Origin of the sequence: Clostridioides sp. GD02377, assembly GCF_045899875.1 — a bacterium.
Lineage (GTDB): Bacteria > Bacillota > Clostridia > Peptostreptococcales > Peptostreptococcaceae > Clostridioides > Clostridioides difficile_A.
The window spans coordinates 129,789-147,051 of the sequence record NZ_JBJODA010000012.1 but is presented as its reverse complement, the minus strand read 5'-3'; the positions used below and the strand labels follow the sequence as shown (position 1 = coordinate 147,051).

12 protein-coding genes, 1 tRNA gene and 1 other RNA gene are annotated in these 17,263 nt (G+C 29.2%); 12 read left to right on the top strand and 2 right to left on the bottom strand.

Annotation, left to right across the window (positions count from 1 at the left end; genetic code table 11):
* The first annotated feature begins 17 nt into the window (after positions 1–17).
* Positions 18–92, top strand: a tRNA-Thr gene (locus Q3304_RS12460).
* Positions 93–245: 153 nt separating this feature from the next.
* Here the strand turns inward: Q3304_RS12460 and srtB are convergent.
* The gene (srtB, locus tag Q3304_RS12455; protein ID WP_407813629.1) at positions 246–929 is read right to left on the bottom strand and encodes a class B sortase; all 684 of its coding nucleotides are present in this window, start codon (positions 927–929) and stop codon (positions 246–248) included.
* Between the two features lie 130 nt (positions 930–1,059).
* Here srtB and rnpB point away from each other — a divergent pair.
* The 8 genes from rnpB to Q3304_RS12415 all read left to right on the top strand — a co-directional run bounded on the left by rnpB (position 1,060) and on the right by Q3304_RS12415 (position 11,843).
* An RNA gene (gene rnpB / locus Q3304_RS12450) (RNase P RNA component class A) lies at positions 1,060–1,396 on the top strand.
* Positions 1,397–1,672: 276 nt separating this feature from the next.
* Entirely contained in the window at positions 1,673–4,249 is a 2,577-nt protein-coding gene (locus tag Q3304_RS12445) for an SPOR domain-containing protein (RefSeq protein WP_407813631.1), read from the top strand.
* Positions 4,250–4,372: 123 nt separating this feature from the next.
* The gene (locus Q3304_RS12440) at positions 4,373–6,364 is read left to right on the top strand and encodes a hypothetical protein (protein WP_054277319.1); all 1,992 of its coding nucleotides are present in this window, start codon (positions 4,373–4,375) and stop codon (positions 6,362–6,364) included.
* Positions 6,354–6,674, top strand: a complete 321-nt coding sequence (locus tag Q3304_RS12435; RefSeq protein WP_054271279.1) for a hypothetical protein — start codon at positions 6,354–6,356, stop codon at positions 6,672–6,674. Before Q3304_RS12440 ends, Q3304_RS12435 begins: the two co-directional genes overlap by 11 nt.
* 192 nt (positions 6,675–6,866) lie before the next feature.
* Positions 6,867–7,742 (top strand): UTP--glucose-1-phosphate uridylyltransferase GalU, encoded by an 876-nt coding sequence (galU, locus tag Q3304_RS12430; RefSeq protein ID WP_407813633.1) that lies wholly within the window; start codon positions 6,867–6,869, stop codon positions 7,740–7,742.
* Positions 7,743–7,765: 23 nt separating this feature from the next.
* The gene (gene galE / locus Q3304_RS12425) at positions 7,766–8,779 is read left to right on the top strand and encodes a UDP-glucose 4-epimerase GalE (protein ID WP_054271277.1); all 1,014 of its coding nucleotides are present in this window, start codon (positions 7,766–7,768) and stop codon (positions 8,777–8,779) included.
* Positions 8,780–8,888: 109 nt separating this feature from the next.
* The gene (locus Q3304_RS12420) at positions 8,889–10,823 is read left to right on the top strand and encodes a cell wall-binding repeat-containing protein (protein ID WP_079740401.1); all 1,935 of its coding nucleotides are present in this window, start codon (positions 8,889–8,891) and stop codon (positions 10,821–10,823) included.
* 156 nt (positions 10,824–10,979) lie between these two features.
* The gene (locus Q3304_RS12415; RefSeq protein WP_065388415.1) at positions 10,980–11,843 is read left to right on the top strand and encodes a DUF3800 domain-containing protein; all 864 of its coding nucleotides are present in this window, start codon (positions 10,980–10,982) and stop codon (positions 11,841–11,843) included.
* 208 nt (positions 11,844–12,051) lie between these two features.
* Here Q3304_RS12415 and Q3304_RS12410 read toward each other — a convergent pair whose 3' ends face one another.
* Entirely contained in the window at positions 12,052–12,933 is an 882-nt protein-coding gene (locus Q3304_RS12410) for a LysR family transcriptional regulator (protein WP_021385590.1), read from the bottom strand.
* 412 nt (positions 12,934–13,345) lie between these two features.
* Here Q3304_RS12410 and Q3304_RS12405 point away from each other — a divergent pair, with 412 nt between their 5' ends.
* The 3 genes from Q3304_RS12405 to aroE all read left to right on the top strand — a co-directional run bounded on the left by Q3304_RS12405 (position 13,346) and on the right by aroE (position 17,138).
* On the top strand, positions 13,346–14,194 hold the full coding sequence (locus Q3304_RS12405) for a sugar phosphate isomerase/epimerase family protein (protein WP_407813635.1): 849 nt from the start codon (positions 13,346–13,348) through the stop codon (positions 14,192–14,194).
* A 76-nt stretch (positions 14,195–14,270) separates the two neighbouring features.
* Positions 14,271–16,193 carry an FAD-dependent oxidoreductase gene (locus Q3304_RS12400; RefSeq protein ID WP_054271274.1) on the top strand — a complete coding sequence of 641 codons (1,923 nt, stop codon included), beginning with the start codon at positions 14,271–14,273 and terminating at the stop codon, positions 16,191–16,193.
* Positions 16,194–16,274: 81 nt separating this feature from the next.
* The gene (gene aroE, locus Q3304_RS12395) at positions 16,275–17,138 is read left to right on the top strand and encodes a shikimate dehydrogenase (protein ID WP_407813697.1); all 864 of its coding nucleotides are present in this window, start codon (positions 16,275–16,277) and stop codon (positions 17,136–17,138) included.
* Positions 17,139–17,263: the final 125 nt, after the last annotated feature.

Genomic DNA, 17,263 nt, shown 5'->3' with positions numbered 1-17,263 from the left:
TTTAAAAAAATAAGTTTGCTGGTGTGGCTCAACGGTAGAGCAGCTGACTTGTAATCAGCAGGTTGTAGGTTCGATTCCTATCACCAGCTCCAGTAAAGACTATGTTTTTGGCATAGTCTTTTTTTATTGTCTAATATATATTATTTTATAGTACATATTTTTAGTAATTTATGAGTTATTTACATAGAAAATAACACAGTCTAAAATAAGTATTTTAGACTGTGTCTAGAAGTTTTGAAATATCTCTAATTTGAAACTAATTTACCATGAATCACCATTCTAGCATCGTCAAATTCGTAAGTACAAGTAGAAAGTGTGACTATTTTATCATTAACATTTACTTTAATAGGTGATTTATGCAATGATTTAGAAGTAACATCTTTTATGTAATTTTGGTAATCTGATTCACTGTTAAAACTTGTTTTTAAATAGTCATAATCTGATTCTACAATGTAAGCAGAAAAGACATCAAATAAAAATTCTTTTCCATTAATGATAATTTTTATTTGATTATTTTCTTTAAAAAATGTTTCATCTTTAAAATTATTTAGATTATTAAACATAGTTTTATTTTTCATATTATGTCCATATATTATGACATTTTGGTCTTCAAGAGATTTATTTCTATAATCCATAAATAATGTACCTGAAATAGAATCTTTTTTATAAAAATCTTTATCTAGATAATAAGAATTATCTCTAGATTGTACAACTGGATAATTTATATTTGTATTCTTAACAGAAAGCCAAAACTTAAAATCACTGTTTATTTTTGATAAATCCTCTTTTTTATCTTCTTTTTTTTGAAGTTCAGAGGATATTTTAGTGTCATGATTATATTTGGTAAGTTTTGAGTATATATTAAATCCGCTGTAAATTATTACCAATATTAGTATGATGTTAATTATTATTTTATATGATTTTTTCAATATTTCACCTCAAGTCAAAATAGTTTATATACTTATATTACACTATTTTTGAAGAAATTTAAATTTTTAGTATAATATGTCTTTGACATATTGAAAAATTTATGTTAACATAACTAAGTAAAATGAATATTAAGTAAGCCAGATAATCGCATGTAGTCTTACATGAGGAAAGTCGGAGCTCCATAGAGCAGGGTGCTAGGTAACGCCTAGTGGGAGCGATCCTAAGGATAGTGCAACAGAAATAAACCGCCACTTTTATGTGGTAAGGATGGAAAGGCGAGGTAAGAGCTCACCAGCAGCTAGGAGACTAGTTGGCTATGTAAACCCCACCTGGAGCAAGACCAAGATAGGGATGAAGAGTGCTGCTCGTACTCTCCGGTAGGTAGGTCGCTTGAGCTTATTGGTGACAATAAGCCTAGAAAGATGATTATCTAATACAGAACTCCGCTTATAGACTTGCTTAATTCTTTTGATAGTCAAAACATCAGTTTAAACTGATGTTTTTTTATTTGTAAATTTGTCTAATCTACTTTTAAAATTTTGAGGAATATTGTAATATAAGTTAGTACAGATATTAAAAATGGTATAATATAAGATAGATGTAAAAAGAAAAAGTAAAATGATGTAAATAATATGATATGATATAAGATGTAGCAAATTTAATAGATAATTATTTAAATATCATAATCAAATTAGCGACTTTGTACAATGTGAATATTACAATAAAATAATTGATTTAAGGAGTGAAGGTTTTGAGTGAAAATAATATAATAAGAAACACTGTTTTAAATGTCACAGCAAGTTTTTTAAAACAAGAGTCTAAGATAAATGAAAAATTAGATGGTGTTTTGGAAAAGAAATTTGAAAAAGTAGAATTTAATGAAGCAAAATATGCTGAGCTTTTAAAATTTAATATATTGTTTTATAAGACGTTAGCAAGAAATACAGAACCACTTATTGGAAAATGGATAGTAGATAAGTACATACCTGAGATAGATGAATTAGAAAAGGATTTAGAATTAACTACAGCTAAATGTAGAAAGTATGTAAATAAGGCGATGAAAGAAGGTCTAGACTCTCTAAAAGCCAATGATTTAAATAGTTTTTTAGCATATGATAAAATGGAACTATCAGAGAGAAGAAGACGTTTAGAAAAGGATTATAAGGTTTTAAACTTATATAAAGACCTTCTTAACATATCACTTAGGAAGATAAGTTTAGAAAAGAAAGAATGTGGAAGTTTATTTCTTAAAAATCAAGCTGATGCCAAAAGAGAATTAAAAAGAGAGATTATATTCTGTGTAAATAAGATATTAGCTAGTAATAAAGATGTAGTATCTAAGAATGAGCAAGAAAATAGTGGACAAGATAGAGTGGAAATAAAAGCAACAGAAATTGAAGATTTACAATTAGGTAAAGATAATTCAGAAAATGATACATTATTAAATGAAGTTAAAAAATCAAGTGTAGAACAGGAATCAAATACAAATGACATAAACTTAAAGTTTATGGATAAGTTAAATAGTTTAAATAATGAGAGTATATCTCAAACTATAAACAATGAATATAAGAAGTTGTGTGGTTTAGAAGAGCTTCATTCTGTTGAAGGATATGGCTTTGGTAAAGATACTATTAAAGATTTTGCTTGTGCAACAATTGCGTTAGAATTTTTAAAGAGAAGAAATAGAGACCTTATAGAAGGTGCAATGAGATTAACTATAATTGGAGAATTTGGTGCTGAGAATTTTAAGCAATTTGTAGACTATGTAATTAAAAATAAAACAGAAATTAGTGACGATGTATGGAATGAAGCCCATAATCTAATAAAAGACAGCTACAATGAATTAGAAAATCATGAGATTGCATCAAAAAGGACTAGAAAAAATAAAGATATCGACATTGAAGAATATATTTATATGATAAAAAATGCAGATAAAGATATTTGTTTTAGAAGTAGTATTTCTATAGAAGATGATGTTAAAGATGAGACTAAAGAAGAAGTAGATAATCGTGATGAAAATATAATTGATGTTGTCGAAGAAAAAGAAAATGCAGATAAAGAAGATAATGTTGATAAAGAAGATATAACTGAATCAGAAAATAAAAAGAGCAAAAAGAAATCTAAATTATTTGGATTCATGAAAAAAGAAAATAAAGAAGAAAAAATTGAACAAGAAGTTGAGCAGGAAGAAAATAATTTAGATAACATTTCTTCTGATGTAATTTTAGATAAACCTATTGAAAATAATCAAGAAGAGTCAAAAGAAATGAAGCAAGAAGAATCAGAAGAAGTAAAACAAGAAGAATTAGAAGAAGTAAAACAAGAACTAGAAGAAGAACGTAGTGTAAAAATAGAAAAACCGATAGATAATGACTTAGATGAAAAAGTATCTTTAATTAGTGAATCTAAACTTGAAAAAGAAAGTAAAGACTCAGAAGAGAAAATAGTAAAAGAAGAAAAATTAGAAAATGAAAAGTCAGAGAGTGAAAAGTCAGTAATAATACCTATTAATAAGAAAGAAAGAGGTAATAAAAAATCAAAACATTCCTCTAATAATAAATCTAAAGATAATAAGGTAGAAATTAAAAATCATGAATCAAATAAAGATGATTTTGTAGATGAAGAAGAAGTAGGTTCTAAGAAGAGTAGAGTAAAAGAAACTATTATAGCAGTAGTTATAGTAGCGATTGTTGGTGTGGGTTACTTTATAACAGTAGGTAATAACAAGAAAAATGAGAAAGCTGTTACTCCAAAAACATCAACTCAGCAACAGGCTAACAACAAACTAACAGAGGAAGAGAAAAAAGCAAAAGCTGAGCAAGAGAAAAAGGAAGCGGAAGAAAAAGCAAAGGCTGAAAAAGAAGCAGAAGAGAAGGCAAAAGCTGAAAAGAAAGCAGCAGAAATGGAAGCATATAAAGATGGTAAAGGTGTGTATTATACTGTTTATGCTGGTTCACTTAAAGTTGAGAAAACAGCAAAAGAAACAGCAAAAGAATATGAAGCTAAAGGTATCTCTTCAACAATAATTCAAGAAAATGGATATTATAAAATAAAAATAGGTGATTATTCTCAATATGGAGAAGCACAAGAAAAATGTAATGAGTTAGCTAAGAAATCTATTGATACATATATAGCGATGTATGATAAGTATTATGATTATAAATTAGAAGATTTGAAAGAATCAGCTCCTTCATTGAGTGCTGAAGAACTTAGACAAAAATATGAAGATTTAAGAAGTGAGTTAAGAAATAAATCTGGATATCGTGAATATGTTAAACATTTAGATAAACTTTATGAAGAAATAGTTGAAGGTGCTTAGGATATTATAAAAAATAAGGAGAAATTATGTCTCAAAATAAAGAGTATTAAAGGATATTATTTATTTTGAGGCATTTTGTTCACCTTTAGAGAATACTTATAATTTTGTTTAGGTGGTGAAGGTATGTTGAAATTAGGAGAAAAAATCATATATGAGCTTTCAGATGGCTTTGAGCTTAATGGTATCAGTAGATACTCAAAAGAATATAAAAAACTTCATATAACAAATTTAGGTAATATAATAATTAGCAAAGCAGATGAAGTTAATGATGATACAGGAGTAAAATACATATATAGTTTTTCAGATAATAAAGAAAAATTAGAAGCAGTTTTAGAAGGTTCTAACATAATTGTTTATGGAAATAACTTGCCTTTTTATATAAAAAGTGAAAATTCAAGTAAGAATGTTACAGCAAATCTGACTATGAAAATAACTGTGGATGAATACGATTTAATTTGTAAGAGTCAAAGAGAATTTATATTTTATCTAAAGGATAATATGACTATATTAAGTTTAGATGACAATAAGTTTTATATGGGTGGAATAAATAAGGATAATGAGAAGTTCATATTTATTAGTGGCAAAAATAGATTTGAAATAAACTTTGATGATATAGAAAGATATATTTTAGAAGATAAAAGGGTATCTTTAAAAGGCTATTTTCATATGGAAAGAGAAGGGCTTATAGTAAGGTCTGTATCTATATTCAATAACAATATAGAGAATATAGTTCCCTCTGATTTAAATGAAAAGGTTAGAGATAATAAAAAAATAGGAAACCTACCTAAAGATTGTGATATAGTATTTTGTAAGATATCAGGAAATATAGATGGATTTGATTACAAAAACACAAATATGCTTTTAGTAAAATATCAAGAACAATTAATTTTTATAAATAAGAAGTCTAAAAAGACTATTGTAAAGTCAGCAAGAGATAACTGTTCAAAGTTGAATTTTGGAGAAGATATTATATTATACGACAATAAGAATGTCTTCAACTTACACATAAATGATAAAAATAAAGAACTCATGGAAATAGATGATTTAAATGATATAGAAAATGAAATAGTAGGATATACATTAAAACATGCTCCATTTTTTATTCAAGAAGATTTCGATAGCCTGACTATTCTAAAGTCTTTTCAAAAAGAAATTATATCTATAAAAAATAGTGATGTAAAAGATATTGTAATTAATAAAGAGCTTGAAAGTGAAAATTCTAATTTTGTAGAAACAGAAATAAAATTTAATAATCAAAAACTAACTTTGAATCTAAGTAAAAATATGGTTCAAAAACTTATGCAAGATGTATTTATATACGCAAAACAACCTCTACTTAAAGATACGTCCATTGAAGTGTTATATAAAAACTGGTCTAAAGCTATGAATGATATGATAATATTTAATTTCTTTGGAAATATTTATTATATGAAGTATGAGTTTGATAAAGTTCTCAAAAAAGAATTAAATGATGAAATAAGAATAGATGTTATAAATGAACTTTATAAGCAAGTACAAGAACAAAGAAACAATTTAGACTTATTATCAGCTTATATGCCAAGGATGTTAGAAAGTCAAGAAATAGAGTTATTTGAAAAATATAATGTTAAGCTTGATATGCAGGTATTTAAGCAGATTAAAAATTTATTATTTGATTTATCATACAACATCAGTAGTTATTTAGATGAAGTTGAGAAAAGCTTAGACAACATTATATTTGTAATATCAGGAGAGGATAAGAAGAAATATAATTATAGAATGCTAAAGGAAAGTGAAAGTGCAAGTCTTGATGTATTTTTAAAACAAGCTATATCTAGATTAAATCATTTGGTGGAAAATATGTATCCTTATTATGTGGATGAAACTAGTAGGGAAATGTTTAAGTTATTTGAAGTTTTATGGAAAAGCTACAAAAATATCAATGATGATAGTATAAAAGAAATATTATTCGAAAGAATAACAAATACATATGTATTTAGACAATTGACATTAAATAATGGAACAAATGAAAGAAGAAAAGACATAATTGAAAAAATATATAATTCTGTTGATTATGGAGCAAATAAACTAGATGAAAATATGTTTTTCACAGGAGGAATAAAGTATGTCAAGTAAATACAATGTTTGGAATTTTAACTATGAGTTTTTAGGATTAAACTCAGGAGATGAAAAAAATAATGAAGTTTATTATGAGATTGATTTAGACGAAATTTTAAATGAAAATTATATAGGTGAAGATATAGATGGAGATTTAGATACTGATGGAAATAGTATTTTAGGAGAATTGATATCTGAAATGGATATAGATGAAGATGTAAGTGTTGATATGACATATCAAGAACTAGAAGTTGATTTAGAAGATTTAGATTCTTATTTGGATGATGATATAGATAGTGATATTAAAGGTATCTTAGATGAAATTTAGTGCCTATATAAGTTTTAGATAAAAATATAAACAATAATATATTAACTCATAAAATTAAAGGTAGATGAAATTTCATCTACCTTATATGGTCTTAAGATATTAATTATTGGGATAATATAGAATTTGAAGAAAAAGTATAAATATGGTATATTAATTTGGTACAAGAGAAAATTTACGAAGAAGGGTGAAAAAATGCAGATGACAGTTAAAAAAGCGATAATACCAGCAGCAGGGCTAGGGACTAGGTTTTTACCAGCAACAAAATCACAGCCCAAAGAAATGCTTCCTATAGTAGATAAGCCAACTTTACAGTATATAATAGAAGAAGCTATAGAATCAGGGATTGAAGAAATTCTTATAATAACAGGTAGAAATAAAAAATCTATAGAAGACCATTTTGATAAATCAGTTGAATTAGAGTTAGAATTAGAACAAAAAGGTAAGACTGAGATGTTAGAAATGGTAAGAGATATATCAAATATGGTAAATATTCATTATATAAGACAAAAAGAGCCAAAAGGTCTTGGACATGCAATCTACTGTGCAAAAAGCTTTATAGGTGATGAACCATTTGCTATATTATTAGGTGATGATATAGTAGACTCAAAAGTTCCTTGCCTAAAACAATTAATAGATACTTATAATGAGTATAAAACAACTGTTCTAGGTGTACAAAAGATAGCTAAAGAAGATACTAATAAATATGGTATATTAGATGTGAAACATATAGAAGAGAGAGTATACAAAGTTAAGGATATGGTTGAAAAACCTGCAATTGAAGAAGCACCATCAGATATAGCTATACTTGGAAGATATATAATAACGCCTGCAATCTTTGATATATTAGAGAAGCAAGCACCTGGTAAAGGTGGAGAAATACAACTGACAGATGCGCTTCAGACTCTAGGGAAGCAAGAGGCTATTTACGCATATAACTTTGAAGGAAAAAGATATGATGTAGGAGATAAGATTGGTTTTTTAGAGGCGACAATAGACTTTGCATTAAAAAGAGAAAATCTAAAAGATGATTTAATGGATTATATGAGAAAAAAAGTAAGTGAAAAATAAATATTAGAAAAGAGGTAATTACTATGGCAGTTTTAGTAGCTGGGGGAGCAGGGTATATAGGAAGCCACACAGCAATAGAACTTTTAGAATCAGGTTATGAAGTTGTTATAGTTGATAACTTAAGCAATAGCAATTCAATAGTCGTTGATAGAATTAAAGAGTTATCTGGAAAACCAATAAAATTTTATAATATTGATATCAGAAATAAAAATGAAATGCATGTTGTATTTAAAGAAAATAATATTGAGTCAATTATACATTTTGCAGCTTTAAAGGCTGTTGGTGAATCAGTAGAAAAACCAATTGAATATTATAGCAATAATCTAATAAGTACTTTAAATCTATTTGAATTAATGAGAGAATATGATGTTAAAAAATTTGTATTTAGTTCTTCAGCCACTGTATATGGAGACCCACATACTTGTCCTATATTAGAGGATTTCCCACTTTCTGTAACTAATCCATATGGAAGAACTAAGCTTATGATAGAGCAGATGTTAGTAGATATATCGAAGGCAGACGATTCATTAGATATAGCACTTCTAAGATACTTTAATCCAGTAGGTGCTCATAAGAGTGGTAGAATAGGTGAAGAGCCAAATGGAGTTCCAAGTAATTTAATGCCTTATATAACAAAAATAGCAGTAGGTAAATTAAAAGAATTAAGTGTGTATGGGAATGATTATCCAACACATGATGGGACAGGGGTTAGAGATTATATACATGTATTAGACTTAGCTGCTGGTCATGTAAAAGCATTACAAAAATTAGAAGAAAATCCAGGTCTTGTTGTTTATAATTTAGGAACTGGGAAGGGCTATAGTGTTCTCGATTTAGTCAAAGCATTTTCTAAAGCAAGTGGAAAAGAAATACCATACAAGATTGTAGGAAGAAGAGCTGGAGATGTAGCTATGTGTTATGCAGATTCTTCTAAGGCAGAAAAAGAGCTTGGATGGAAAGCTAAATATGAACTTGAAGAAATGTGTCAAGATTCGTGGAGATGGCAAAGTATGAATCCAAATGGATATGAGGAATAGAATAGTATTAAATGTATAAATGTAACAAATTTGTAAATATAAGGGATTGGTAATTTTATGTTATAATTAGACACATGTAGTAATGTTTCTAAAAGAGGGGGAAGTTATAGTGAAAAAAAGTCTAAAAAAGTATTTAGTACTAGCACTGACTTTAGTTTTAGTATTTGCATGTGGTGTACCAGAATCAAGTGCAGCTAGTAAGCATGTAATTATAGTAAACTCAAGAAAAAATACTCTAGGATACTTTGTAAATAGTAAACTTGTAAAAGAGTTTAAAATTGCAACAGGGAAAAAAGGTTCAGAGACACCAACAGGGAAGACCAAAGTAGTTAATAAGATAAAAAATAGACCATATTATAAAGGTAATATACCTGGAGGAAGTCCAAGAAATCCATTAGGAGATAGATGGATGGGACTAGCGTTAAAAGGAACTTATGGAGATACATATGGAATACATGGAAATAATGATGAGAGTTCTATAGGAAAGCATATTTCTGGTGGATGTATAAGAATGCATAATAAAGAAGTTAGATGGTTATTTGACCAAGTTCCAGTGGGTTCAGATGTAATTATAGATTATAGTAATGATAGTTATATAAAAATAGCAGCAAAATATAAGATAAATTTAAACCAAACAGGATGGAAAACAGAAAATGGTAAGAAGTATTATGTAAAATCTGATGGAACATACCAAAAAAATAGTTGGTTAAAAATAAATGGAAAAATGTATTATTTTGATGCTTCAGGAGTAATGCAAACAGGATGGAAAACAATTAACAACAAAAAATATTACTTGGGAACTGATGGAGTAAGAGTATCTGGATGGAAAGTAATTGATGGAAAGACTTATTACTTTAATGCAGATGGAGTAATGCAAACAGGATGGCAAGAAAAAGATGGAAAGAAATACTACCTAGATGCTGATGGATTAGCAGTTATAGGATGGCAAGAAATAGATGGTAACAAATATTACTTTGACAAAACAGGAGTAATGCAGACAGGATGGCAACAAATAGAAGGAAAATCTTACTATTTAGATAAAGATGGTAAAATGCTAACTGGCACTCAAAAAATAGATGGAAAAGATTATACTTTCAATGAAGATGGAACTATAAATCCTACATGGGACACAGTTATAGGAGCAAATAGATTTGATACAGCTAAGAAGATAAGTTCAGTTGGAAATTGGAATGCTGAGAGTTCAGATACTGTTGTATTAGTAAATGGTAATGCAATAGCTGATGGTATAACAGCTACTCCTTTGGCAAGTAGTTATAACTCAACAATACTTCTTACTAATACAGATAAATTACCATCTGAGACTATTGAACAAATGAAGTTATTAGCACCTAAAACAGTAATATTGATAGGTGGAGAAAATGCAATAAGCTCTAAATTAGAACAAGAAATAAAAACTACTTTTAATACAGAAACAAAGAGAATAGCAGGTCAAGATAGATATCAGACTGCTACAAAAATAGCTACAGAACTTGGAAGTAGAGAAGAAATAAAAACAGCTTATATGGTTTCTGGAAGTGGAGAAGCAGACGCGCTATCTATAGCTTCTAAAGCTGGAGAAGAAAAGCAACCTATAATATTAGTTAAAAAAGATGGAATCACTGAAGAATCTTATGCATGGCTAACAGAAAGAAAATTAGAAAATGCATACTTTATAGGTGGACCAAGTGCAATTAGTGATTCAACAATAGCAAAAATGAATGAGATAACTACTGAAGATGTTTCAGGAAATAGAATATATGGAAATAGCAGAGTAGATACTAATGCGAAAGTAATAGAGAAATTCTATGGAGATGTTGATTTACAGGCTATATTAGTTAGTAAATCAGATACTTTAGTTGATGCTTTATCAGCTGGACCATTAGCTGTAAAACTACATTCACCAATAGTTTTAATGGATAATTCAGGATTATCATCAGAACAACAAAGAGTATTTGCAAATAAAAAAGTTGAAACTCCTTATCAAATTGGAGGAGGAGTATCTTATATAGTAATGGATAAATTAATGGATATTATTGGAAAATAATAGAACTATACATTGAGAAATAACTATAATTGAGATGTGAAATCCAATCGCCAAAAGCGTTGATTGTTTTTACATCTCAATTTTTTAGTTTAAATTTAAATTTAAGTTATATAAAAATCTTGGAATATTTTTAAAACTCATATAAAATGGATATAGATGCTATCATCATATGTTAAGAGGGTGAGTGAGATTACAAAGAAAAAATATATAATGTTTATCGATGAAAGTGGAAGGGCAGATATAAATCATGAAGACCCATTTACATTAACAGGAGTAATTTTTGAATATAAATATGCAGTGAGTCAAGGAGATTATGTCTGTTCCTTAAGGAAGGAAATGGATGTATTTAAAGAACAGTGCTTTGGGACTAGTAATATAGGAATACATTTGACGGATATATCGAGAAAATCAAGAGCTTTTGAGAAGTTTGATGATTCACAGATTAAGTTTTTTTATGATGAGTTGCCCTTATTTCTATCTAGATTAGAGTGTACTATAATATCAGTAACAGTAGATAAAGCTAGATTAAAAAAATATTATGCGCCTTCAAAAGAACCTTATGTAGTGGCTTTTATACATGTACTTCAGAACTTTTATTCTTTTGTAAATAATGAAACTGTGGAATCTGCAAGAATAGTTATCGAATCAAGGGATGATGTATCAAATTTAAAAGTACAAAAGGCATTTTTCGATGTTTTTAATAATGGAACAATATATTTAGACATAGATGAAGAATTAAGAGATAAGGTTAAAGGGTTTATAATTGCTAAAAAGGAAGATGTAGATTATAGAGAAGGTTTGGAGATAGCAGATATTTTATGTAATCCTCTTAGTAGAGCAAGAAGAGGATTAATAGAAGCTAATCCAAAGTGTATGCAATATGGAGAAAAAAATAAAATATTTAAATCTATAAGAAATAAGATATATACTCCGACTAGTGTGAATGACATAAGAAATTGGGGATTCAAAGAGGTTCCTATTATAGAGCCTGTTGGACCATGGCTTGAAAAAATGAGATAGACAGTATTGACAAGTATTACAAAGTCTGTTATAATGTAAATAACTTAGTTATTCAGGAACTGGAACTCAGTTGCTGTTGTATAACGATAATTACTGAGACTCGGATGCCGACTGTCAGTTAGGAATCTATACTTTTAAAAGTATAGATTTTTTTATTTTATAAAAATAATAAAAGAGGATATTTGAAAATAACCCCTTTATCAATAAATTATAGTTGAGCGTTTTTAATGACAAAATTTTTAAAGTTTTTAATTGCAGGAGGTAAATATCTATCTTTTATAACCGCTAAATAGAAATTTCTTTCCCAACTTGGGTGAACAATCTGAATTACTTTCACTTTTGTAAAGCTGAGCATATTCATATTTGGGACTACTGCAATTCCAAAATTTTTTGCAACTAATCCAGCAATGACTTGGTCTTCTTCCACTTCATAGACTATGTTAGGTTGTTGATTTATTTTTTTAAACATATCATCAATTATATATCTAAGCCCACTTCTCTGATTAAATACTATTTGAGGATAAGGTATGGTTTCTTTTAAGTCTATAGTATCCTTTGCAGCTAATGGGTGGCTATATGGTACAATTAATACTAAATCTTGTTTAGCAACAGGTATAAATTCAATTCCCTTTTCTTTTTCAAGTTTAGAACAAAATGCAATATCATATTTTCTTTCTTTAAGACCTTGAATAATGTCTGTAGTTACACCAGTATGGAATTTAAAATCTATTGATTTATCAGGATTAGATTTTAAAAACTTATGTACTATATCAGGGATAAAGTCAGTACCAAGTGTTCTAAGGAAGGCTAAGTCGATTTGCCCTTCACCAGTACCAGTTATTTTTAATGATTTTACACTTGAATCTAAAATTTCTAATGATTTTTCCACATCTTTTAAAAATATTTTTCCATATTTAGTAAGGACTATATTTCTACCTTCCTTTTCAAATAGAGCCACTCCAAGTTCACTTTCTAGCAAAGATATAGCATGACTTAAGCTTGGTTGTGTTATAGATAAATTTTCTGCTGCTTTTGTATAATGTTCTAAATGTGCCAGTGTAACAAAATAGCGTAGGTGGTATAAATTCAATTTTTGTTCATCCTTTCCTGAGTATTTTTATTTATATATTTGGAGAAGTTGACATTTAAGATATTTTCACATTTTTATTATATATGATTATGTAGTAAGAATAAAAGCTTTTAAAGAAATTTATCGTTTTTTGTCTGAAATATATGATAAAGATATTTATATCATGCGCTAGAAAAGTAAAATAATTATCCTGTAAATAAAATCTATAAACAAAATCTATGAATTGATAGGAAATTATCAATTTGTTATTAATAAAGTCTCATGGTACAATAAATTTATAAAATCTAGATAAAGATAAATCAAAAAACACTTTTGTTTTTAAAGTTAAATAATACTACTAGTAGGATAATTAAAAATATAAAATCAAAAATACTATTGTTTTTAAAGAAAATAAAGGGGGCAAATTTAACTCATGAATAATCAAAAAAATCTTAATATTCCAATTACAATTAGTTCTTATACATTAGGTACAGAAGTTTCATTCCGTGATAGAGTACGTATTGCGAAAGAAGCTGGTTTTGATGGTATTGGATTACGAGCTGAAAATTATGTAGATGCAAAACACGCTGGCGTTACAGATGAAGAAATGCTTGCGATTCTTGATGAATATAATATGAAGGTTACAGAAGTAGAATATATAACTCAATGGGGAACAGAAGAAGATAGAACAGAGGCTCAAAGAGAAAAAGAACAAAATGTTTATCATATGGCTCGTTTATTTAATGTTAAACATATAAATTGTGGTTTATTAGAAATGATACCAGAAGAACAAATTATAAAAGCACTAGGAGAATTATGTGATAGAGCAGGAGAGCTTATTATAGGTCTTGAGTTTATGCCATATAGTGGTGTACCAGACTTAGCTACTGCATGGCGTGTTGTTAAGGGATGTAATCGTGAAAATGCAATGCTTATATTAGATACTTGGCACTGGGCTAGAGCAAAACAGACAGCAAAAGACCTTGCACCTGTTCCAGCAGACAAGATAGTATCAGTTCAAGTATGTGATGTTTTAGAAACTCCTTATGAAAAACTTAGAGATGAATCACTACATGACCGCTTGGCTCCAGGTGAGGGATATGGAAACACAGAAGAATTTGTGAAAATAATAAAAGAACACAATATATCACCAAAAGTTATAGGGGCAGAAGTAATATCTGATTCTTTAATATCTAAAGGATTATCAACTGCTGCTGAAACTGTGTTTAATGCAACTAAGAACGTTTTAGATAAAGCATGGCCTGAAGTATCTCCAAAATAAATCTATACAATAGAAAAATATACAAGTATTATAATATGAAAATTTTAAATTGAAACTTGAAAGGAAGGAAAACCTTATGAAGATTAGTTCTATGTTTACACCTATAAAAATTGGTTCGATGACAGTTCCAAATCGTTTTGTAGTTCCTCCGATGGGAAATAATTTTGCAAATACAGATGGGACTTTAAGTGAAACCTCTAAGGCTTATTATCTTGAACGTGCTTTAGGTGGTTTTGGATTGATAACAATAGAATCCAGTGTTGTAGACAAAAAAGCAAAAGGAGGTCCTCGTAAACCTTGTTTATATGATGATAGTACAATAGATAGTTTTAAAAATGTAATAGAGGCTTGCCATAATGCAGGTTCAAAGGTATCTATACAATTACAACATGCTGGTTCTGAGGGAAATGAAAAAATAGCAGGTCATCCATTAAAAGCTGCATCTGCAATACCTGCATCGAATGGTCGTAACACACCATTAGCAATAACGACTGAAGAAATATATGAACTTATAGAATCTTATGGAAATGCTGCATTACGTGCACAAAAAGCTGGTGCAGATGCTGTTGAGGTTCACTGCGCTCATGGATATTTAGTTAGTAGCTTTATATCACCAAGAACAAATAAGCGTGTAGATGAGTTTGGTGGATGTTTTGAAAATAGAATGAGATTAGCTCGTCTTATTATTGAAAATATACGTAAAAAGGTAGGAGATTCTCTAGCAATATTATGCCGTATAAATAGTACAGATGATATCTTAGGTGGAATTGATGTACATGACAGTTCAGTAATAGCAGCATATCTAGAAGATTGTGGAGTAGATGGACTTCATGTATCTCGTAGTATACATATACATGATGAATATATGTGGGCTCCTACAGTTTTACATGCTGGATTCAGTGCAGAATTAGTCACAGAAATAAAAAAAGCTGTTAGTATACCTGTAATAACAGTTGGACGTTATACAGAACCACAATTTGCTGAATTAATGGTTAGACAAGGTAGATGTGATTTAGTAGCATTTGGTAGACAAAGTTTAGCTGACCCAGGAATGCCTAATAAGGCTAAAAATGGAAAGCTAGATGAAATGATACCATGTATAGCATGCTTGCAAGGATGTGTACCAAATATGTTCCAAGGGAAACCTATAGCCTGTCTTGCAAATCCTATATTAGGTCATGAAGCAGAACTTAAACCAGCTGAGATTAGTAAAGAAGTACTTGTTGTTGGTGGAGGCGTTGGAGGTATGCTTGCAGCATGGATATGTGCTAAAAGAGGACATAATGTAACTTTGGTTGAAAAATCTGAAATGCTCGGTGGTCAAATGCGTTTAGCTGCATATCCTCCAGGTAAGGGAGATATCACTAATTTAGTTAGAAGTTACATTTCAAAATGTAATCAATATGGTGTAAAAATATGTACTAACACAGAAGCTACAGTAGAACTTATAAAAGAAAAATCACCTGATGCAGTTATTATAGCTACTGGAGCAACTCCACTTGTACTTCCTATACCAGGAATTAATGACTCAGGATTAATACATGCTGTAGATCTTCTTGATGGTAAGAAAACTTGTGGGAAAAAAGTACTTGTTGTCGGTGGTGGAATGGTTGGTTGCGAAGTAGCAGCTTTCCTTGGAGAACAAGAGCATGAGGTTACTGTCATTGAGCTTAGAGAAGAAGTTGGTGCAGATGTAATTTCAGAGCACCGCAAGTTCCTTATGAATGATTTTGAAAATTATAATATACATACTGTTACTGGAGCAAAAGTCGCTAAATTCTATGATGATGGTGTTGATTATTTACTTGCAGATAGTACAGAACATGATTTAAAAGGATTTGACTCAGTAGTACTTGCTATGGGTTCTCGTAATTATGACCCATTAAGCGAGGTTGTAAAACAATTTGTAAAAGAAACTCATGTTGTTGGAGATGCAGTAAAAGCACGTAGAGCATTAGATGCAACAAAAGAAGCATTCGAGGTAGCATTAAATATATAAATAATAAATAAATTTTTCTTTGCAAATAGTTAAATGGATTATTTGCAAAGAAAATGATAATATTGGGAGGAAAAAATGGTTATGGAAATTTCAGGTAGAACAGGATTGTTTGCATTAATAGGTACACCAGTTGGTCATTCTAAATCACCAGTGATGTATAACTATAGTTTTGAAAAATTAGATTTAGATTATAGATATTTAGCTTTTGATATTACAGTAGATAAGGTAAAAGATGCACTTTCGGCAATAAAAACTTTTAATATAAAGGGTGCTAATGTAACTATGCCATGTAAATCTGCTGTTACAGAATATATGGACGAACTTTCTCCAGCAGCTCGTATAATTGGAGCATGTAATACAATTGTAAATGAAGATGGAAAGTTAGTTGGTCATATAACAGATGGTGTAGGTTATGTTCGTAATTTAAAAGAAAATGGAGTAGAAGTTAAAGGTAAAAAGATTACAATTATGGGTGCTGGTGGTGCAGCAACTGCTATACAGGTACAATGTGCATTAGATGGTGCAAGAGAAATATCTATTTTCAATGCTAAGGATGATTTTTATAAAAGAGCAGAAAAAACAGTTGAGAATATAAAAAAAGAAGTACCAGAATGTGTTGTTAACCTATATGACTTAGATGATATAGAAAAGCTTTATGAAGAGATAGAATCAAGTGATATATTGACAAATGCAACTCTTATTGGTATGAAACCTTATGATAATGAAACTAATATAAAAGATGTTAGTGTTTTAAGAAAAGAGTTGGTAGTAACAGATGTTGTTTATAATCCAAAGAAAACAAAAATGATTGAAGATGCAGAAGCTAATGGATGTAAAGCTATTGGCGGATTAGGAATGTTATTATATCAAGGAGCAGAAGCCTTTAATCTATACACTGGATTAGAAATGCCTGTAGAAGAGATTAAGGAATTGTGTTTTAAATAGTAATTTACAAATTGTCATAGTGGGTTATATATCACAGTCTAGTCAGGTTTAAAGGTTTGACTATACTTTAAACCCATTATGGTGATGAGTTTATTGTACACAAAAATGTTAATAAATTAACAAGA

Excerpts from the sequence above, each read along its gene's own strand:
- Q3304_RS12400 (WP_054271274.1), top strand. The coding sequence starts at position 14,271 with ATGAAGATTAGTTCTATGTTTACACCTATAAAAATTGGTTCGATGACA.
- Q3304_RS12405 (WP_407813635.1), top strand. The coding sequence starts at position 13,346 with ATGAATAATCAAAAAAATCTTAATATTCCAATTACAATTAGTTCTTAT.
- aroE (WP_407813697.1), top strand. The coding sequence starts at position 16,275 with ATGGAAATTTCAGGTAGAACAGGATTGTTTGCATTAATAGGTACACCA.
- Q3304_RS12415 (WP_065388415.1), top strand. The coding sequence starts at position 10,980 with ATGCTATCATCATATGTTAAGAGGGTGAGTGAGATTACAAAGAAAAAA.
- galE (WP_054271277.1), top strand. The coding sequence starts at position 7,766 with ATGGCAGTTTTAGTAGCTGGGGGAGCAGGGTATATAGGAAGCCACACA.
- Q3304_RS12440 (WP_054277319.1), top strand. The coding sequence starts at position 4,373 with ATGTTGAAATTAGGAGAAAAAATCATATATGAGCTTTCAGATGGCTTT.
- Q3304_RS12435 (WP_054271279.1), top strand. The coding sequence starts at position 6,354 with ATGTCAAGTAAATACAATGTTTGGAATTTTAACTATGAGTTTTTAGGA.
- galU (WP_407813633.1), top strand. The coding sequence starts at position 6,867 with ATGCAGATGACAGTTAAAAAAGCGATAATACCAGCAGCAGGGCTAGGG.